Origin of the sequence: Microcoleus sp. AS-A8 (assembly GCA_039962225.1) — a bacterium.
Lineage (GTDB): Bacteria > Cyanobacteriota > Cyanobacteriia > Cyanobacteriales > Coleofasciculaceae > Allocoleopsis.
The window spans coordinates 288,948-309,743 of record JAMPKV010000009.1; the positions used below are offsets into that span (position 1 = coordinate 288,948).

The following is a 20,796-nucleotide window of genomic DNA, read 5'->3' on the forward strand; positions in this document are numbered from 1 at the left end:
GCAGTAGTAGGCAGTGGTAGCGCCACAAACCTAAGTAGACTCGATCTTCCTTATCAATTCCGACCCTGTTGGGCCAGAGGGACTGACAGCACAATTCAGCTTGATTGATAATTGATATTAAAAGCGCCCCCAGTTTCAAAACCAAAACATTCGACGTTTTGATGACGGATGGAACCGACACTTACGCTTGGTATCGTTCCCAACATCTGAGAGGTAAGAAATCTGAGACAATTTTAAGCGACGAATCGAGTTAAAACTGCGCCTCTTATTATTATTATGAAATTCAAATTAAGTTTAAAGTTTATGAGCAAGACCAGTACATTACTGGCACCGTCAAATAGGTATTTCTGCGTGGAGACCTGATTGAAAATGGCGATCAATGGCTCGGTCGAAAAGGCAACGGGAAGTACCAAAAGCGATCCGCTTCAGGTGTCTTCTAATTCTTTATCAAATATCCGTCTACCGGATACCCTGGTAACCACCTATCTGCAAATGACGGATTGGTCTCAATTCCGTCCAGCGTATCTTAATTACCTGGACGGCATGAAATTAATGTGCATGGGAACGCCCGATGTCGCCTTTTACCGTTTCTTGTATAGTTCTGTCGGTGAGGAATGGCGTTGGCGTGAACGACTATCTCACTCGGATGAGGAAATTAAGGCACTGCTGTTAGATCCCGGAACCAGCGTCCACGTTTTGTATGTTAATGGTGTACCTGCTGGCTACATCGAACTGGCAGAGCGCAAAGAAGGGCCGACAGGACGATTTTTCTCGACGGAGATTGTTTACTTTGGCCTGAGATCAACTTACATTGGTCGAGGTTTGGGTAAACATCTCTTGAGTCATGGCATCGCCTACGCTTGGAATAGAGGCACTCAACGCTTGTGGGTTCATACATGCAACTTAGATGGGCCCCACGCATTGAATAACTACATCAAGCGCGGCTTCAAAATTTACAGGGTTGATAAAGAACCAATGCCAGAACGTTATTTGTAGCCTTAAGCTGTCAAAACCGCTCCAATACAGGTTCTATTCTCATCGATCCCGATTGCTGTTGAAAGAGAGCTAGTGCCAGAATAGGTCTAATATCAATAAGTCCAAAGTACTTTTATCCAGTAATGCGAAAATCTCTCAGGTTTGCTGCCGTTGTATCTGTAGTATTACTAACATTGACTACTGCATGTTCCTCAACAAAGTCGTCTCAAAATACATCTTCAGCCTCAGCTTCAGCACAAACCAGCTCCTCAGCAGCTCTGCCAGAAGTTGCGCTAGCCAGCCATTTAAAGCAGATAGGTGCAAAATTGTATGGTGCTCATTGGTGCCCCTACTGCCATAAGCAAAAATCACTGTTCGGTAATGAGGCGTTCAGCCAGTTGGACTACGTTGAGTGTGATCCGGCAGGGAAAAATGCACGGCCTGAGCTTTGTCAAAAGGCTCGTGTTGAAGGGTTTCCCACATGGGAAATCAATGGTAACAAATATGGAGGAATGAGGTCTTTGCAAGATCTTGCCGATTTATCGGGCTATAAAGGCGATCGCAATTTCAAAAACTGAAGCTTGATGGTGTGCCACCCCCTCATAGAGTTCGGCGTGTAGCCGTGAAACTTGACGTGGCCGATGAGGAGCATTTTAAAGATTACAAAAAGCTCCCACCAGAGAATAAAAAGAGTCAATAAAGTTGTCAATTTTAGGGTGACATTAATTCCCCGGCATAGTCAATAATAAAAACATAATTTTTGTGTTAAAAAGGTTCGGAGTTCTGTCTGACGAGGTTTTTGAATTATTCTGACCGACTCAGTACAAGACATGGAGAGTAATCATTAACAGGTTATGCTGAAATCTAAGAAGTTGGCTGCTACTGTCTCTATCGTCCTACTGCTAATGACAACTGGATGTACTTCGTTGGATCAGTATCAGTCTCGAAAAGCCTCCAAACTGGCTTTAGCCAACTATCTGAAACAGAATAACGCGAAGATGTATGGCACTTATTGGTGTGTCGCCTGTAACGGACAAAAGAAATGGTTTGGTAAAGAGGCAATTAGTCAAATTACTTACATTGAGTGCGATCCGGCTGGCGAAAAATCACAGTCCGAAATCTGCCGCAAGTTAAACATCAACAGTTTTCCGACCTGGGAAATTAATGGAAAGTTTTCTTGTGTCGGCGGGTGTTCGTTGGACAAACTCGCTGAGGTATCTGGATATACAGGCCCTCGTGATTTTTGAGCGCCTAATCTCAAGGCCACAGTATCAAATCCCTTGAAACTAAGCACACCATGACACGTACCAAAAATTTCACTTCATATTTGGCGGGACGCAAGCACCTAAAATTTTTAGTGCCTGGGTTGCTCTTCATAGGAACGATTCTACTGATTGTGGCACTCAGCTTGATTGATTGGAATACCCTATACGAACCACTTCAAGGAGTTGTCTTCTCTTTAGAAGAAAATTATAAGGAATGGCTCAGTAAACAGAATACGGCGAACCCACTGGTCTTACTTCTGTTAGCTTTTGTGGGAGGTTTGATTGGTAGCATCTCACCCTGCCACATTGGACTCCTGACTGTGAACCTCACTTACATCGGCACTCGTGAAGTTACATCGCGCCGGGATGCTTTCATTAAAGCGGCGTCATTTGTCCTGGGAGTGGTAACCGTTCTCAGCTTGTTGGGATTAGTCTCTTCCTTTGCGGGGGCTGTCATGCGTGACTACCGGGGTCACGTCAATATCATCGTTGGCTTGGTGATTCTGCTGATGGGGCTGACGCTATTAGAGATTATACGCCTGCCTTTACCCCAATTTGGTGCGGCATTGCCGATCACGGGGCCTTACACCGCCGGAGTCACCTTCGCGTTGGTCAGTTCTCCCTGTGCTAGCCCTGTGCTGTTTTCAGTTCTTACGGCGGCAGCGGCTACAGGTTCCCAGCTTCAAAGCACACTCACAATGGTCAGTTATGCCTTGGGTACCAGTGCGCTGATTTTCTTCGCCAGTCTGTTTACAGGTTTAGCCAAACAAGCGCGCACTCTAGTTAAATATTCCGAATGGATCATGCGTATCGGCGGTGGGCTGTTGATTATTATGGGAGGATTTTACCTGTACAGTGGGATTAGTTGGGTTTTAACCGTCGCATTCCGTTAAAGCCTCTTTGCTGTATAGGTGTTCGAGTTTCTTGGTTTTCAAGGGCGGTGATGAGGGAGCTTTTTGATTGTGTGTGCCCGGTTGGATGAGAATTCTTCTACAACTGGGTTTTAGATTAGTGATCGCACTTCTTTTAAGGAAAGCGATCACTTTCTGAGACATATGTCTCCTGGACGACTTTTATGATATTCCCGTCGGGTTGGGCTGATGAGCAGAGCCGTTGAAGGAAGAGTCGCTAAATTTTTTTTCGAGATTGATTGGATGCCATCGCCTATAATAGTAGATAAAAAGACCAATCGCCGCTCCGTCAAAAATATATTTATATAAATTCTTACTCGTATCAACAAGTTCTACAATGCTACTTCCCTTACTGCTTTCCTTTAAAAAAAGCATTAGTATAATTGAAGACTTAAACAATAAATTTATTATTCAATCTCCTCATATTAGAGGGAATATTCCTCCTAAATCCCTTACTATTAACCAGCCATCACCTGGATTGTTAGCCGTTATCCAAACGCTGGCAGCAGAGGGTGCTACTCAGGCAGAACTGAGTGATTTAGTCCTGCAAATTGATGGCGTATCTCAACTACCTCAGTTTTACTATTACCTGCAAAAGCTAATCCAGCTTGGTGCGCTCTGTCATAGTATTGTTTTTGAGGGGTTGCCTCTAGCCAAATTGGTTCCTCTTTCACTGGATGGAAAGCTTGAATTTAAGGAGGCAGCAGTAAACAAAAAGTATGTTTTGTCGCGCTTTGCTTATTGCCGGAAAGAGAATCAACAGTTAGTCCTAGAATCCCCCTTGTCTCATGCTCAAATTATACTATTTGATTGGAAAGGTGCAGCTCTTATTTCTGAACTGGCAAAACCTCAATTAGCTGATGAAATTTGTACGAAAATTTCTGGTATTTCGGAGGAGGTTTCCCAATTATTTTTCAGCTTGCTGTTGAGTACAAAAATGCTCTTTGAAGTGAAGGAAAACGGAAAAATCCAAGAAGAAGAGAGCGAACCGCTTAGGCAATGGGAATTTCATAATTTACTTTTTCATTCAAGAACCAGAACTGGGAGACACAGTAACCCCATTGGCAGAACTTATCCGTTCTTAGAGCAAATCAAACCGCTGCCAGCCGTTAAACCCAAAGTATCAAAGGATACCATCGACCTCTACAAGCCGGATATCTCTAATCTCGAAAATTCTGATTATCCCTTGACTTTGATTCTGGAAAAAAGAAAATCTATCAGAAGTTACAGCGATAATGAGCCGATAACCGATAAGCAACTTGGGGAGTTTCTTTACCGCTCAGCACGGATTAAAGAAATTCTTAAAACCGAAAGTCAAGAAATGAGCAGTAGACTCTATGTTAATGGAGGAGGCACTTACGAATTTGAGCTTTATGTCATAGCCAACACTTGTCAAAATCTTCCTTCAGGTTTTTACCATTATTGTCCTCAAGATCATCAGCTTTGTAAGATTTCTGGGAGAAATCAATATGTGGTAGCGCTTTTAGAAGATGCATGGTTGGCAAACCGAGACCGGAGTATCCCCCAAATCTTAATTATCATTTCTGCACGTTTCCAAAGAATTGCCTGGACTTATGAGTCTATCGCCCATGCAACATTACTCAAGAATGTGGGAGCTTTATTCCAGACCATGTATTTAGTAGCAACAGCAATGAATCTTGCTCCTTGTGCATTGGGCAATGGGAATTCTGATTTATTTGCCGCAGCCGCTGGAACCGACTATTATGCTGAAACATCAGTCGGAGAATTTATCCTAGGCACCAAACCTCTGGTTTAGGGAAATCAGGCTTTTCAGATTCAATTCATTTTGGCATTGTATATTTTTTATAAGTTAATTATAGTTAATAATAATTGAAGAAAGGCAAGTAGCCAAAAGAACGCTCAATCATTACTAGGGAAGAAAAAAATGCTTTTGTTAACGAAAGATTGTGCAGAATCACAAAAAGCTTTGTCCAAAGTCGTCGCCCAAGCCTGGTTAGATGAAGGTTTTAAGGAGCGCTTTATCTCCGAACCCGTTGCTGTTCTTAGAGAAAATGGGCTGACTCTTCCGAATGGTGTAACAGTCAGAGTGAACGAAAGCAGCTCAGAAGGAAGCCTCATGAGTGCAGATATCAATGTAGACAGCAATCAAGTCTACGAAATCTCACTGCCTTCCAAGCCAACTGAACTTACAGATTCAGAGGTTCAATCTTGGAGTGACATTGATAATCCTGAAGAGCCTCCGATAGTAATCTGTGCTTGATCTCTCAAGATTTTCTTTTAAGCCATTATTAAAACTTGAACAAATTTTCTGTAGGGTGGGCAATGCTCACCCTATTATCTTAGAAGCATAATCCGAGGAGCTTCAGGAACAGTAGAGTCTATGAAGGTGAGCATTGTGTCCACTGGGCATTATCTACAAAATGAAATCAGTCGTCAAACTCGACAATGGCTCAAACGTAATATCCTACATTTTATCCTCTCAATTCTAATCGTTCTGAGCCTACCCTCTTTTGTATATGCCGCCGAGACAAATGCTAAATTTGAACACATCACTGCTGATCAAGGATTATCTCAAAGTGGCCTTAACTCTATCTTTCAAGATAGTCAGGGATTTATGTGGTTTGGGACGCAAGATGGGCTTAATAAATATGACGGCTATGACTTTACAATTTATAAATATAACGATCTTGATTGCCACTCATTATCTGATAATTTTATCACATCCATTTATGAAGACAAGTCAGGAATAATTTGGATTGGTACAGATGGCGGTGGACTCAACAAATTTAATCGTGAGACTGAACATTTTACCAGATATATGCATGATATTGATAACCCAAATAGCTTGGGTCAGAATCGAGTTTTGTCAATTTATCAAGACCGTTTTGGTACACTCTGGGTTGGCACAGATGGAGGAGGACTTAATAAATTTGATCGTGAAACTGAGCAGTTTACTCGTTATCAACACAATTTTGATGACCCGAATAGCTTAAGTAACGATATTATTTTCTCAATTTATGAAGACAATTTAGGGACTTTATGGATTGGCACAGGTGGCGGGGGACTCAACAAATTCAATCAAAAAACAGGTCAATTTGTTCACTACAGAAATAATTTATCTGACCCCAGTAGCTTGAGTGATGATACTGTCTTATCAATCCATGAAGACCAGTCTGCAAGGCTTTGGATTGGCACCAATAATGGAGGACTCAACGAATTTGATCGCGAAAGCGGGCGATTTATCCATTACATTCATGATCCAGATAACCCTAACAGTTTAAATCATAATACTGTCAATTCAATTGCTGAAGATCGATTAGGTCATCTCTGGTTAGCTACAACTAGCTGGCATGGTACTTCCTATGGTTCAGGACTTGAACAATTTACTCCTGAAGATGGTCGGTTTCATCATTACAAAAATGACCTTGTTAGTTCCCAGAGCTTGAATGATAATCTAGTCATTTATGTTTGGGTCGATAATTCCCAAATTCTATGGATTGGTACAGCTTTGAGTGGTATCAATAAACTAGATCTGAAAACCCCAAAATTTATACATTACACAAATGATGTAGCTAATCTTAATAGCTTAAGCACTAATCATGTAATGTCAATTGATGAAGACCATTTGGGTCAAATCTGGATTGGCACTTCGGAGGGAGGACTTAATAAGCTTGAGCGCAAAACTGGAAAATTTACTCACTACACACACAACTCAGCTAACCCTTATAGCTTAAGTAGTAACAATATTTGGTCAATCTATGAAGACAAAGACGGTATGCTCTGGGTTGGCACATTTGGCAGTGGACTGGATAAATTTGACCGTAAAACAAAAAAAGTTACCCATTATCAACATAATCCTAATGACCCTTATAGCTTAAGTGATAATACCGTCACCTCCATTTATGAAGATCATTTAGGTACGCTTTGGGTTGGGACTCTCCGTGGCGGACTCAACAAATTTGATCCAGAGCCTGAAAAATTTATACATTATACAAATGAGCCTAATAATCCCAATAGCTTGAGTGATATTAGTGCTTTTTTAATCCATGAAGACCATTCTGGAACCCTTTGGATTGGTACTTTGAATGGTGGGTTGAATAAGTTTCAGCGTGAGACTGAAAATTTTATTCACTACAAACATGATTCAAATAATCCTAATAGTCTGAGTTATGATCGAATTGTATCTATCTATGAATATCCGTCCGGCACACTCTGGATTGGTACATTTGGGGGAGGGCTTGATAAATTTGATATTGCTACCGAAACATTTACACATTACACAGAGAAAGATGGGCTACCTAACAATTCAGTAGTAGGTATCTTAGCTGACGATGAAGGTAATCTTTGGTTAAGCACTGGCAAAGGACTCTCCAAATTTAATCCTAAAACTGAAACATTTAGAAATTATGATGTCAGCGATGGGCTTCAGGGAAATGAGTTCGATGGAGTGAAAGCTTATCTCAAAAGTAAAACAGGGGAAATGTTTTTTGGAGGACTCAATGGCTTCAATGCATTTTATCCCGATCAGGTAAAATACAATCCTCATATTCCCCCAATAGTTATAACTGATTTTAAAAAATTTAATGAAAGCGTAAAGTTAGACAAATCAATTTCTGAAATTGAATCGATAAAACTATCTTACAAAGATAGCTTCTTTGGATTTGAATTTGCCGCTCTAGACTACACCAATCCCCTTAAAAATAAATACGCCTACAAGTTAGAAGGATTTGATAAAGATTGGATTTATTCAGGCACCAGACGCTACGCCAGTTATACTAACCTAAATGGTGGAACATACATATTTAAAGTTAAAGGTTCCAATAATGATGGCGTGTGGAATGAAGAAGGTACTTCTATCAAAATCTTGATTACTCCGCCTCCATGGAAAACTTGGTGGGCTTACACTCTTTATATTGTGGTTTTGGTTAGTGCTGTAAAGGGGTATGTCCGGTGGAGAATCATAGCGCAAAAAAAAGAAAATGCCTTGCTGCGTGAAAGTGAAAGAAAGCTGAACCAATTTCTAGAAGCTATCCCCGTGGGACTAGGAGTCATTGATACAGCAGGTAAGTTCATCTATATCAACCAAATCGGCTTGCAGCTACAAGGTATAGAAGCCCTTTTAAAAGCACCTGTCCAGCCGCTTTCTGAGACTTATCAAGCCTATATTGCTGGGACAGAGCAGTTATATCCCCCAGAGCAATTACCTTTTGTACGGGCGTTGAGGGGGGAAAAAATAACCCTTGATGATCTAGAGATTCATCAACCCGATAAGATTGTTCCTTTGGAAGTCTGGGCAACCCCTATTTATGATGAGCAGGGTGCTATTTTATACGCCCTCATAGCCTTTCAAGATATCACATCTCGCAAACAGGCAGAAGCTGAGCGCCAAGATTATATTGAGGCACTACAACAAGCAAAAGCTCAGCTCCAGGCAGTTATAGATACTGTGCCTGGGTGTGTTGCCTGGATGACTTCAGATGGGCGTTACCTGGGTGTTAATCGACATTTAGCGAATATGTTCAACTTGTCTCCAGATGCCTTTATTGGTAGAGAAATTGGCTTTTTTTTAACCGAATCTCACTTGTGTGAGTTGATCCACCAGTTTCTAGCCAGTCCAGAGCCAACTACCACAGAAATTATTAAATTATCAATCCAAAACTCTACTCGAAATTACTTGATGTCAGTTCAGAAATATCAGCAAAATACGGCGGCTGTATCGGTAGCCATTGATATTACAGAGCGAATGCTTGCAGAACAAGCTCTACGTGCATCGCTCCGGGAAAAAGAGATTTTGCTACAAGAAGTCCACCATCGCGTCAAAAATAACTTGCAAATAATTTGTAGTTTGCTAGACCTCCAGGCCCAGAATCTAAATGATGAAAAGACGTTGGAAGTCTTTCAGGAAAGTTACAATCGAATTAAATCAATGGCAATAATCCATGAAAAATTATATCAATCGACATCGCTAGAAAAAATTAATTTTGCCGAGTATATTGAAACTTTAACCAATCATCTTATACTGTCCTACAAGGTTAATCCTGAATTAATCAAAACTGATATTAATATAGAAACTATTTATCTAAATATTGATACAGCTATTCCTTGTGGATTGATTGTTAATGAACTCTTGTCAAACTCCATAAAATATGCTTTTCCTAACCAAGCAAAGGGTTTAATAGAGCTGAAGTTTAAATCTCATAAAAATCAGAATTTTACCTTAATCGTTAAAGACAATGGGGTTGGTTTTCCTCAAGATTTAAATTTTCCTAAAAAAGCCACGTTGGGTCTCAAGTTAGTTACAGTTTTAACGCAGCAATTAGAGGGAGAAATTGAATTAAATCAAGAGCAGGGAATGGAATTCAAAATAAGCTTTCCCTCTGTAAAGGCTTAAGGGGTAATGACGGTATCTCTTTGTCCATGATTTTATTTTTTAGTAAGAGATGATACCTTATTGAAACTCTGATTAAGGCAAAATACTATGTCTAAACAACTAGTATTAATGGATCAAGATGGCGGTGTAGATGATTATCTCGCAACCTTGCTGCTCATGACGATGGAAGATATTCAGCCCCTCGGCATTGTGGTTACTCCAGCAGACTGCTACATCGAGCCTGCGGTGAGTGCGACACGCAAAATTTTGGATTTAGTTGGGCGTTCGGACATTCCAGTTGCCCAGAGTACAGTTCGAGGAATCAATCCATTCCCAGCTCTTTACCGCCGTGATTCCTTTGTGGTGGATCATCTGCCCATTCTCAACCAACGGGATGAAGTTCAGACGCCGCTAGTCCAAGAAACCGGTCAAGAATTTATGGTGCGATCGCTCTTGGCGGCAGATCAACCCGTAACATTGATGGTCACAGGCCCTCTGACAACAGTAGCTGCTGCCCTCGATCTAGCACCACAAATTGAGCAACACATTGAGAAAATTGTCTGGATGGGAGGAGCGCTCAACGTCCCGGGAAATGTTGAACCTGCTCTGGAACCGGGACAGGATGGTTCAGCGGAATGGAATGTTTACTGGGACTCCCTAGCGGCTCATCGGGTATGGCAGACTCAGATTCCTTTAATCCTATGTCCCTTGGATCTGACAAATCATGTCCCCGTAACTTCCGAGTTTGTGCGTCAACTGACTCAACAACGCCGATATCCCCTCTCGGATTTAGCAGGACAATGTTATGCACTCGTAATGACACAGGTGTATTACTTTTGGGATGTTCTTGCCACAACTTATCTGGCTCATCCAGAATTTTATCAACTGCAAGAGTGGGAAACCGTAATTGTAACAAGTGGCAAAAGTCAGGGGCGAACCAAAGTGGAGACAGGCGGCAGAAAGATTCAAGCCATGGGCCACGTAGATCAGGAAAAATACTACGCCTATATATTGCAGCAATGGGCACGCTAAGCAATGACCCAAAGTTATACATTCCCTTCAAAGTCTCTCGATTCTGCTATAAAGAATATCAAGTTATGAAATGCTCCTAGATAGCTGCCATACAGGGAGCCACTGAGTATTTTTGGACAAGAGGGTAAACCTTTAATAAACCACTTTTTCGCTCTTACCCGTAAGGAAAGCACATTACCGAAGAGGGTTGATCCGCTCAGAAAAATTAGAAAAGATCCGGATTTACTTAAATAATCGTAAAAATTTTGTTTGCTAAATTATAAAAATAAGTAAAAATACGGCATAGCTGATTTTCATATACCCGTAATAGACTCCCTATTGACATGGCTCATCCGTTAGCATCTATAGGGGCTGAAGTTCAGTCCCCTGGAGTTTCAGTTTCCAAGTCTTTAGCTGACGATTCCCCGAAAGGCACCGCGCTAAGGAGTGATCACTCTTCCCTGGTTCCCTCCTCTCAATCATCAAAATCGAACGTTCATTCTTTGGCGGCTCTTTGGGCGCGGAAATACTTTGTTTCCGTTACAGGGCAAGATGAGGACTCCGCGCTGAACGAGACTAACAATCTCAAGGAAATTGCCTCTAAAGAAGGTCGAGAGCGCACGACCCAGAAGCTGATGCAAAATTTGAACCTAGCCAGTGCTCAAGCCTGGTCTTTAACAGAAACGTTACTATCAGAAGAAATTCGACGCCACGGCATCAACCCCGACCTGATCAATCCCTTGGAGATTGCCGCCGATACGCGAGTGCTGTTTCAAAAAGTGCTAGCGGCCTATGCAGAGCGCTCAACGCCGCGCCGACTATCGGTGATTGTGGGGAAAGACTTTGGTCTGGTACGCCAGAAATACACTCGTGTGGATCGCCGTGCCATTGGCTTCGTCAGTATGCAGTTTCATTACACGGGTCAAAAGTTGCTGGAGTGGCTGACCCCGACCGAACAGAGGCTGTGGCTGCCCTACTTGAAAGTGATGGATGACCACATGTATATGCCCCTACAGGCAGCTTACGAAGCCGCTGCTAACCATCCTTTGGATTCTCCGGCTCTATCGGCTGTTCAGCATCTTTTACCGTTCAGCAGTAAGATTGCCGTCTCTGTTTGTAACCAAGTTTGCCGTTTATATCCCAGCTATGCCAGCTACAGCGGTCTTCTGAGTAACCCTATAGTTAAAACGGCGAGTATCCGTGATGTGGAAATGTTTCAGGTTTATCTGTGCCTGTGTGTTTTAGAAGATGACATCCGCTCAGTACAGCAAGAACTCTTTCCTCTGTGCGTCATGTTATATCCTCGCCTAAAGGTAAGCTGGAGACTGATACAAGACATGCTCAAAACGATGGGTTGGGACATGCACGATCGCCTACCTCCTAACGATATGGCAACGTTTTTACCTTATCTACGCACGTTAACGGAGATGTTTTCGAGTGATGTGTTCCAAGATGCTTAGGCCATAACCCTTCAAAAACAACATGCTGTTTTGCATGACTCCATAACAAAACAATTTTGGATTTTAGATTTTCACTCGCACACCATTGCCCCAGTCGGGGAACTTGCGTTGACTCACATCTTGCACCAGTTGCCGATCGGTTAAAACCTGCGCGTCCACAAACTTTCGTCCGCGTGCGGGATTTGAGGAAAATCAAGGCTTTTATAGCCTGCTCAGCTACGGCTTTGTCTGTGGGTGATGAGGTGCAAGATCTGAATTTAGGGCGAAGGCAAGGGGCAATTCTGCCGACAGTAAACTTCTACAAACCCAATTGAGGCTGCTTTTTGAATTTTTTGGGTCTGTTTAAGCTCCGCTTTGGATTCAGGGTAAATGCCTGCAAAGGGCTGATTTGCAGGTGGCTGAGTTCGGAACGCGATATCTTTAGAGGGTTGATTGGCAAATTGGACGTATTCCCTTGACTCATTGAGGGTGTTGTAAGATAAGCTGGCCTTGCCGTAGATGGCTTCGGCTTGCTCGATGAGGGTTCCGGGGCCAACCCCCTGAGCTGTTCGATAATTGGGATTATCTGTCACTAACGCTTCAATCACATCCGAATCGGCTAAGGGGACTCCAGCCGGATAAAGAATATAAAATTGCTCTTTACCACCTTGGCTGATTGCGATCGCATCAAAATCGACAATAAAGGGTGACTTCACCTGAAATTCTGCCTTCCCAGCCAACATCTGTTTCAGTTGCCCATAGGTCATCCCTACTTTAGCCGGACCAATGCCCTGAGTAGAAATGCCAAACGTGGCTGAGCCGGGTGGACTCAGGGGCTTGGAGGTTGTTTGTCCTGGCGTGGGCGATGCCTCAATCGGCTTAGATGTGGCTGGGCTAGCGGTTGGATACACCACCACTGGATTAGAAGGGGTTGGACTGGAGGAGGAAACGGGTGTTTCTGAGACTGAGGGTGTGGGTGATTGATTACAACCTACGAGAACCAGTCCCATCAGCCAACCTGTGAGTAACCATCGCAGTTTCACGTTTCCTTGAAATCCTCCTTTGCTACTTCGATATCAGAACCCGGAATTGAGAGAGCCAGTTGATAAAGCTGACGCCGTGAGAGTTTGGTGATTTGAGCTAACTGACGACTCGCTTGCGATCGCGATACTCCCTGAGCCATGATTTGGAGTAGCTCAGCCTTCAGGTCGTCTTCTGAGAACACAGGCATCTCTGCTTGCGACCCCGCAATCACGAGGGTAAATTCTCCTCTGGGTTCCTTCTGCTTGTAGTGAGCGATCGCCTCCCCAATTGTTCCCCGCCAGAACTCTTCGTGCAACTTGGTTAATTCTCGTGCAATCACCATGGGACGGTGAACTCCTAGGGAGTTAGCTAAATCGGGCAACGTGGCGCGAAGGCGATGAGGAGATTCATAAAGAATTAATGTTCTCGATTCCGCTTGCAGCAATTCTAAGCGTTTTTGCCGATCTTGACCGCTTGCTGGTAAAAAACCTTCAAAGACAAAGCGATCGGTTGGTAAACCAGCCGCACTCAGCGCTGTAATCCCCGCCGTCGCACCGGGGATGGGTACTACGGTTATCCCTGCCTCAATGCAAGCCTTAACCAATTCATAACCTGGATCAGAGATTCCCGGCATCCCCGCATCCGTCACTAGGGCGATCACTTTTCCCTCAGCCATCTGTGTCAACAACTCTGATAGACGCTCAGTGCGATTGTGTTCGTGATAACTCACTTGAGGCGTCTTAATCTCAAAATGCTGCAACAGCTTCCCCGTATGGCGCGTGTCTTCCGCCGCGATCAAATCCACCGTTTGTAATATCCGTACTGCCCGGAATGTCATATCCTCCAGGTTCCCAATCGGCGTTCCTACGACGTAAAGCGTTCCCACGCGTTGTCCTCCTCCGCATGATTCATCTCACAGCACAGTCCCTGGTACAAGCGTGATTCGCCAACTGTTGTTAACCTTGTCAATTGCCGATGGCACAAAAGCTTCACCAACAACCCTCTCAGCAATCCCCAATTCCCCAAAATACTACAATTAGCGGAGGTCAGACTGAACTGGAGGGATGTAGTTGGTGAGCAAGGGACTTTTTGTAGGTATGGTCACCCTAGACTTGGTGTATCTCTCTGCCCAGCTTCCGGGTCATAATCAAAAAGTTGTGGCCTCCGATTACACGGTTGCTGCTGGTGGGCCAGCCACCAATGCTGCCGTAACCTTTAGTTACTTGGGTAATCAAGCCACAATTCTCGGTGTGGTGGGCACTCACCCCATTACTCACTTAATCCGAAGTGACCTAGAACATCATGGGGTGACGATTGCTGACCTTAACCCGACTACCCCAGAACCCCCGCCCGTTTCTTCCATCATTGTGACCGAATCCACTGGCGATCGCAGCGTCATCTCACTCAATGCTACAAAAATTCAAATAACCTCTGATCAACCGCCTGTTGACCTTGACGCTGGTGTTGATATAGTTCTGATTGATGGTCATCAAATGGCGGTTGGAAGTGCAATCGCTCAGTTAGCCAAAAATAAGAATATTCCAGTTGTCATCGATGGTGGTAGCTGGAAACCGGGATTTGAAAAGGTTTTGCCTTTTGTCGATTATGCTATTTGCTCAGCTAATTTTTATCCGCCCGGTTGCCGTAACAGCGAGGAAGTTATGGCTTATCTTGCTGCCTTAGGGATTCCTCATGTCGCCATTACTCAAGGGGAAAATCAAATTCAATACTGGACGTTAGGTGTATCAAGTCAAATTCAAGTGCCACAGATTAAGGCCGTTGATACACTCGCTGCCGGGGACGTTTTTCATGGCGCATTCTGTCACTCCATCCTGCGGCAAAACTTTGCAGATTCCCTATCGGAAGCCGCCGAACTTGCTTCTTATTCCTGTCAATTCTTTGGGACTCGTCAGTGGATGAAAACATGACCAAATGGTTATAGATTTGCCTATTTTTTGAGACTTAGGCAATCAATGAAATCTCATTCACGACCTGAATTCGTCCCCGATATAAAGCACGCAGCATCCGATCAATGGCGCTTCTCTCATCTTCAGTCATTGAGTCTTCTAATACGGCTGCCATCAACCCATAGCGGTCAGCCAGGGTAATCTTACCAGAGGTCGTGACTTGAGCGAATAAGTCCGATATTGCACCGGGGATGAGACGAACTGGGGTTAGCATGGGACACCATTGAACTCGATTCTTACACTATGAGTTTTTTTCTTCCTGAACAGAGTGATTTCAGGGCATTATCCCTGTGATAATAATCTGCTCTCAACGTGAGTCATACACCATATTTCGGTGATATTACTCTTGTCTCAGTGTGATGAAGCTAGTGATTGAGAGTGATGCTTAACCCGGTTTTTTGTGAGGTGTATCACACTCTCAGAGTAGAGGTAGATCGTGACCCATATTTAGCTTAAAACCTATTCTTTAAACCCGCCTTTAATAAACGTTGTAAATCTAAACTTTATTCAGTGCGAATGTAATTCTACTGGCTATCAAATTTATATCTAAGGGGTGAAAAAAATGTTTCCAATTTAGATAGAAAAGGGATAATAATTCATAGAAATTTATCATCCCTCATGAAAATCGAAATAAATTGAAAGCGTACTCTGTGATATCCTGCCAATCACAGCATTAGCCGACCCACTGATGAGTCACCTGCTCTATTTGGGCAACCTCTTGTTCGCTCAGACTCCAGCCTAAGGCACCCGCATTCTGTTGAGCCTGCTGTGCGGTTTTGGCACCGGGAATGGGAACAACGCCTTGAGCGATCAGCCAGTTGAGGGCAACCTGAGCCGGTGTGCGATTATACTTTTCACCCATCTGATTGAGTAGCTGCACAACGGGAGCTATTTTTTCTAAACCGCTTTTGCTGAAACGCGGGTCAATTCTGCGGGCATCATTGAAGTGGAAAGATTGCTCAGGAGTGTACTTGCCGGTAAGTAATCCTTGAGCTAAAGGGCTATAGGCCAGGATTGTCACACCCAGTTGACGCGCTGTATCGAGAACGCCGTTCCGTTCAATTTTCCGTTGCAGCAGGGAGTATTGTACCTGATTCACCGCCAACGGTACTCCACGCGCTGCCAGATACCCATGAGCCTCTCGCATCTGATCGGCTGAGTAGTTGCTAACACCGACAGCAGCAATTCTACCCCGTTGGACTTCATCTGCCAGAGCATTCATCAACGTCTCCTGGCTCATCAAGAAGCCGAATGGCTGATGCACTTGGTACAGTTCAACTCGCTCAACCTGTAGACGCTTTAAACTGGCGGTTAAAGCCTCAGAAACAGACTGGGCAGTTAATCGCCAGGGTACGGGAAAGTATTTCGTGGCGATTTGTGCGGGACGCCCCAGTTGTTTCATAAACCGTCCCAGCAGGGATTCCGATTCTCCCAACCCGTAAATCTCCGCCGTATCAAAAAAGCTGATACCCGCATCTAAGGTTGCCTCAAAGGCGGCTTGCACCTGCGAGGCTCCATAATCATTGCCGTAATTCCAAAATAGCTTGTCGCCCCATGCCCAAGTTCCAATCCCTAACGCGGTAACCGTTGGGCCATTCTGACCTAAAGTAATCGTCTGCATCATCAACTCTATTATTTACATTTTTTCAATTTCCTTAGTGTATCGTTGCAAATAATCAACGACAGCCCAGAAGAGAGCTAATTACCATGTAACTTTAGATAGATAAAAGAAGGATAAAATACTAATTTCGGCAAGCGATCGCTCTCACACAGATATGGAAACCAGTGATTTTTCCAATTCCCCCCCCACCCCATCGCCAACCGAAAAGGTCATGCCCCGCATTAAGATTTTGACCATGTTCCGGCTGGGCTTATTCCAAATGGGATTGGGCATCATGTCACTCCTCACCCTAGGAGTACTCAACCGGGTGATGATTGACGAACTCAACGTATTGCCCCTGATTGCCGCCGGTGCGATTGCCATGCACCAGTTTGTGAGTCCGGCGCGGGTGTGGTTTGGTCAGATGTCTGATTCTAAAACGCTTTTCGGCTATCACCGTACCGGTTATGTCTGGATTGGCGCGGCTGTCTTTACCACCCTCTCTTTCATCGCCCTGCAAGTGGTTTGGCAACTCGGCGGCAGTTTGCAAGCGACTGGATGGAGTATACAAACCTACAGTTGGGCGGGAGTACTCGCTCTAATTTTTGCTCTGTATGGTTTAGCCCTCAGTGCCAGTTCCACTCCTTTTGCCGCCCTTCTCGTTGATGTCTCGGATGAAGACAACCGCTCTAAACTGATTGGAGTCGTCTGGTCGATGTTAATGGTTGGGATTGTGGTAGGAGCCATTATTAGCGGTGGGTTACTGGACAGACCAGAAATTTGTGGAGCGGCGATTTCGTCCTATAATCCGTCCCAAACGGCAAAAGTCGCCGATATCGCTAAATTGCAAACTACGATTAACCCCGTCTTTTTATTCATGCCCGCTGTGGTATTCGGGCTGTGTTTGCTGGCAACCGTTGGGGTTGAGAAGAAGTATTCTCGTTATGGTGTGCGCTCCACGTTGGTAGAGCGAGAAGATAAAATTACGCTGTCGCGGGCGCTGAAAGTTTTAACCGCATCGCGTCAAACCAGTCTATTTTTCACATTCCTCCTAGTACTCACCCTGAGTCTGTTTATGCAAGATGCCGTGATGGAACCCTATGGTGGAGAGGTATTCGGGATGTGTATCTCAGAAACCACTAAGCTGAATGTTCCCTTTGGTGTCGGGACGTTGCTGGGTATCAGTGGGACGGGTTTTTTGATTTTGCCCCGCTTGGGTAAGAAAAAAACAACCAAACTAGGGTGTATTGGGGCAGCAGTCTGCTTTGGATTAATTATTATGGCTGGATTCACGGCTAATGCAGGGCTACTTAAGGGTAGCTTGCTATTTTTCGGTCTTGCCTCTGGGATACTGACGGCTGGTGCTACCAGTTTGATGTTAGATTTGACGGCGGCTGAAACAGCAGGTACGTTTATCGGGGCTTGGGGCTTGTCTCAGGCGATGGCTAGGGGACTGGCGACGGTGCTGGGTGGGGCTGTGTTGAATTTGGGTAAAATGCTGTTTACAGTGCCTGTGCTGGCTTATGGAACGGTGTTTGCATTGCAAGCCGTAGGAATGATTTGGGCCGTTTGGTTGCTCAGGCGAATCAATGTCCAAGAATTCCAGGATAATGCAAAAGCAGCGATCGCAAGTGTTATGGAAGGAGAGTTAGATTAATTGACTGATTTTTGGACAGACATTCTCAACTTTGCCACCGAGACGGCTAACCGTGTTGGCACTCAGCTCATGGCTGATTTTGGACAAGTGCAGGCATCAGAGAAGTTAGATGGTAGCTTAGTTACCCAATCGGATAACTGGGCGGATGAGACGATTCGGGAGGCGATCGCTTCTCATTTTCCCAGTCACGGGATTTTAAGTGAGGAAGGGCAACATGTTTTTCCGGATACTGAATGGTGCTGGATTATCGATCCCCTCGATGGCACCACAAACTTCGCCAGAGGCATTCCGATTTGGGGCATTTCCTTGGGGTTGGTATATCAAGGAACCCCTGTCTTTGGCTACGTTCATTTTCCTCCCATTGGGCAAACTTTTCATGGTTTTTTGCAGGGGGAATCGGGAATTACAGGTATAGAAAACGGTGCATTTCTGAATGGACGCCCTATCCACAGCAGCAGCGATACGGTTAGTAACAATCACTTTTTTAACCTTTGCTCCCGCAGTGCCTCATTATTGCAGCAAGCCCTGCCTTGTAAAATTCGCATGTTAGGTGTTGCCAGTTACAACTTCCTCACCATTGCCAGTGGTGCGGCTTTGGGAGGTATCGAAGCGACTCCCAAGATTTGGGATATTGCAGGGGCTTGGGTGATTGTACAAGCGGCGGACGGGGTTTGGGCACCCCTGGATTCTCAGAAAATTTTCCCCCTCATTGTTGGAGAGAATTACGGGCAGATATCACTTCCTACCCTCGTGGCGAGTAGTCCTGAAATGGTGAGTGTATTTCAACCAGTGATCCATATCTAGTGCCATGAAATACGCCTTCAACTTCCTATTCTGCAAGTAGCTTGTAGAACATAGGTGCTTGTGATTCTACCGTCTAAGTGGACGAGACAGGGTTGACTTCTGGCTTACGCTTAAGGACAATTCACGACTTGGCGCTATTTCTAGTAGGGCTATATACAAAAAAACTTATCATAAGAATATGTTTAACTTATATTTTGCACCCTTGTCAGTCGCTGAGGGTGAGATGTATTCACCAATGCTATGGCTAGGTTCTTTAGGAGCGTGGACACTGGCTACCCGACCCAAAGAAAGCTGGCCCTTGTAAGGGTACAAGATATCAGTTCAAAAGCTTTTCCTAAGCCTTCCCGATGGCAGGTAAGTACTTATGGGCACAATTTTAGTCGTGGATGATGATCTAACACAACAGTTAATCGTCTTTAAAATCCTTAAAACTATTGGGTTAAATGTTATTTTTGCTGATGATGGCCTACAAGCGCTGGAACAGGTGCAGCGTTTTTGTCCCAATCTAGTCCTTCTGGACATCCTTTTGCCGAAGATGAACGGCTACGAAGTCTGTAGGCGGCTTAAATCTGATCAAAAAACCCAGAACCTACCCGTGATCATGTGTTCTAACAAGAAAGAAGATTGTGATCATTACTGGGGAATTAAGCAAGGTGCCGATGCCTATCTTTCTAAGCCTTGCCATCCCCAAGAACTGGTGAATACCGTTCAGTATTTCTTAGCAGAGGGCATGATCAGTGAGTTTGTCCCCGCAAGCGTGAGTGAGGCAATCTCTATTTCTGCTGGACTGGCTAGAAGAGGGAATTGGTAAGTTCTTCGCTAATGTTCCCAAAAGTAATCAGCCATCATTTTTTTTGTTCTAGATTGCCTTTTTTGAGGAACACCCAACAAGACTGAACGCTGTACTAATTGATTATTATTGAGGCGTCGAGCAACACGACTGGGTATTCCGTAGCCATAAACAATATGAGCCTGCCCAGCTAAGACGACCACTTGCTCATCTGGATTGGCTTTGATAAATTGGGCGATCGCTTGTGCCATTGTTTCATCCCACAGCACCTGCGCGGTGAAAAATCGTTCAAAGCTGCTACTGTTGCCATGTCCACCTTGATGATGTTCTTCGTAGGATTTTTGGATCATGTGACGATATTCGGCGTTATCTGTGCGAATTTCTGATAACGGCGGAATATACCTGCGTTCAGCGGCGGTTAGGCTCTCTAATCCATTACGAGAAACTTTACGTGTTACCTCTGTCGGTGTGTTTAAGGCTAAGACGCGCAGTTGATGAGCTCTAGCGAAGCGAAGTATCGGTGCATAGTATTCCCAAGGAAAACCCCAGCGTTCTTCATACTCGCTTTGCTCGATTAACTGTTCTTCTGTGATGTTCCCTGCGATGTATTGATCGAGAATATTCTGATAGGGTCGCTGAAACATCTCCATCGCAATCACGAGGCGAGGCGCAGTCGCGTCCTTGGCATTTTTCAGTTTCTCTCGATAGACGGCTTGCAGGATTTTTAGTTGGGCTTGATGGTCTTCTGGAGTATCATGAGTTTCTCCCAAGTACACTACATCTGCCTTTACCAGTTCCTGCACTATTTTTTGTTGATTTAGCTGTTGCTGTTCTGGTGTGTGAGGAGTTGATGTGTTTTGGGCACAAGCTGAAATGGTAGACAGACAGAGGATTCCCAAAGACCACGCACAGAATTTGGCAATATTGCGTTTTCTCATAACCCTAATTTACCGATTAGTTATGAGTGTGGGAACTCTTCTCAGGGGGGTTGAGTTTAATTGA

18 protein-coding genes are annotated in these 20,796 nt (G+C 44.3%); 13 read left to right on the forward strand and 5 right to left on the reverse strand.

Features of this window, described 5'->3' with window-relative positions:
* Positions 1-369 precede the first annotated feature (369 nt).
* From NDI48_16685 to NDI48_16725, 9 genes are all read left to right on the forward strand, one after another.
* Positions 370-996: a GNAT family N-acetyltransferase gene (locus tag NDI48_16685; protein MEP0832812.1), complete on the forward strand. Its 627-nt coding sequence runs from the start codon at positions 370-372 to the stop codon at positions 994-996.
* 122 nt (positions 997-1,118) lie between these two features.
* Entirely contained in the window at positions 1,119-1,553 is a 435-nt protein-coding gene (locus NDI48_16690) for a hypothetical protein (GenBank protein MEP0832813.1), read from the forward strand.
* 276 nt (positions 1,554-1,829) lie between these two features.
* Entirely contained in the window at positions 1,830-2,222 is a 393-nt protein-coding gene (locus tag NDI48_16695; GenBank protein MEP0832814.1) for a hypothetical protein, read from the forward strand.
* Between the two features lie 50 nt (positions 2,223-2,272).
* Positions 2,273-3,133, forward strand: a complete 861-nt coding sequence (locus tag NDI48_16700; protein MEP0832815.1) for a cytochrome c biogenesis protein CcdA — start codon at positions 2,273-2,275, stop codon at positions 3,131-3,133.
* 355 nt (positions 3,134-3,488) lie between these two features.
* Positions 3,489-4,928: a SagB family peptide dehydrogenase gene (locus NDI48_16705; GenBank protein ID MEP0832816.1), complete on the forward strand. Its 1,440-nt coding sequence runs from the start codon at positions 3,489-3,491 to the stop codon at positions 4,926-4,928.
* A gap of 129 nt (positions 4,929-5,057) precedes the next feature.
* Entirely contained in the window at positions 5,058-5,393 is a 336-nt protein-coding gene (locus NDI48_16710) for a hypothetical protein (protein MEP0832817.1), read from the forward strand.
* Positions 5,394-5,513: 120 nt separating this feature from the next.
* A complete protein-coding gene (locus NDI48_16715) occupies positions 5,514-9,524 on the forward strand; it encodes a PAS domain-containing protein (protein MEP0832818.1) in 4,011 nt (1,336 codons plus the stop codon).
* An 87-nt stretch (positions 9,525-9,611) separates the two neighbouring features.
* Positions 9,612-10,535 carry a nucleoside hydrolase gene (locus tag NDI48_16720; protein MEP0832819.1) on the forward strand — a complete coding sequence of 308 codons (924 nt, stop codon included), beginning with the start codon at positions 9,612-9,614 and terminating at the stop codon, positions 10,533-10,535.
* A gap of 323 nt (positions 10,536-10,858) precedes the next feature.
* Positions 10,859-11,974 (forward strand): hypothetical protein, encoded by a 1,116-nt coding sequence (locus NDI48_16725; GenBank protein MEP0832820.1) that lies wholly within the window; start codon positions 10,859-10,861, stop codon positions 11,972-11,974.
* Positions 11,975-12,231: 257 nt separating this feature from the next.
* Here the strand turns inward: NDI48_16725 and NDI48_16730 are convergent, their stop codons facing one another.
* Together NDI48_16730 and rsmI are read right to left on the reverse strand one after the other, a co-directional pair.
* Entirely contained in the window at positions 12,232-12,996 is a 765-nt protein-coding gene (locus tag NDI48_16730) for a hypothetical protein (protein MEP0832821.1), read from the reverse strand.
* Positions 12,993-13,862 carry a 16S rRNA (cytidine(1402)-2'-O)-methyltransferase gene (gene rsmI, locus NDI48_16735; protein ID MEP0832822.1) on the reverse strand — a complete coding sequence of 290 codons (870 nt, stop codon included), beginning with the start codon at positions 13,860-13,862 and terminating at the stop codon, positions 12,993-12,995. Before rsmI ends, NDI48_16730 begins: the two co-directional genes overlap by 4 nt.
* A gap of 184 nt (positions 13,863-14,046) precedes the next feature.
* Between rsmI and NDI48_16740 the strand changes: the two genes are divergently transcribed.
* Complete coding sequence (locus NDI48_16740; protein MEP0832823.1) at positions 14,047-14,904, forward strand: sugar kinase; 858 nt, start codon at positions 14,047-14,049, stop codon at positions 14,902-14,904.
* A 34-nt stretch (positions 14,905-14,938) separates the two neighbouring features.
* Here the strand turns inward: NDI48_16740 and NDI48_16745 are convergent, their stop codons facing one another.
* Both NDI48_16745 and NDI48_16750 read right to left on the reverse strand, forming a co-directional pair.
* Entirely contained in the window at positions 14,939-15,157 is a 219-nt protein-coding gene (locus NDI48_16745; protein ID MEP0832824.1) for a hypothetical protein, read from the reverse strand.
* A gap of 459 nt (positions 15,158-15,616) precedes the next feature.
* Entirely contained in the window at positions 15,617-16,564 is a 948-nt protein-coding gene (locus NDI48_16750; protein MEP0832825.1) for an aldo/keto reductase, read from the reverse strand.
* 154 nt (positions 16,565-16,718) lie between these two features.
* Between NDI48_16750 and NDI48_16755 the strand changes: the two genes are divergently transcribed.
* The 3 genes from NDI48_16755 to NDI48_16765 all read left to right on the forward strand — a co-directional run bounded on the left by NDI48_16755 (position 16,719) and on the right by NDI48_16765 (position 19,815).
* Complete coding sequence (locus tag NDI48_16755) at positions 16,719-18,200, forward strand: BCD family MFS transporter (protein ID MEP0832826.1); 1,482 nt, start codon at positions 16,719-16,721, stop codon at positions 18,198-18,200.
* Positions 18,201-19,004 (forward strand): inositol monophosphatase family protein, encoded by an 804-nt coding sequence (locus NDI48_16760; GenBank protein ID MEP0832827.1) that lies wholly within the window; start codon positions 18,201-18,203, stop codon positions 19,002-19,004.
* Positions 19,005-19,368: 364 nt separating this feature from the next.
* Positions 19,369-19,815 carry a response regulator gene (locus tag NDI48_16765; GenBank protein ID MEP0832828.1) on the forward strand — a complete coding sequence of 149 codons (447 nt, stop codon included), beginning with the start codon at positions 19,369-19,371 and terminating at the stop codon, positions 19,813-19,815.
* 8 nt (positions 19,816-19,823) lie between these two features.
* On the opposite strand, the gene NDI48_16770 is transcribed toward NDI48_16765, so the two are convergent.
* Positions 19,824-20,732 (reverse strand): ChaN family lipoprotein, encoded by a 909-nt coding sequence (locus tag NDI48_16770; protein MEP0832829.1) that lies wholly within the window; start codon positions 20,730-20,732, stop codon positions 19,824-19,826.
* Positions 20,733-20,796 lie beyond the last annotated feature (64 nt).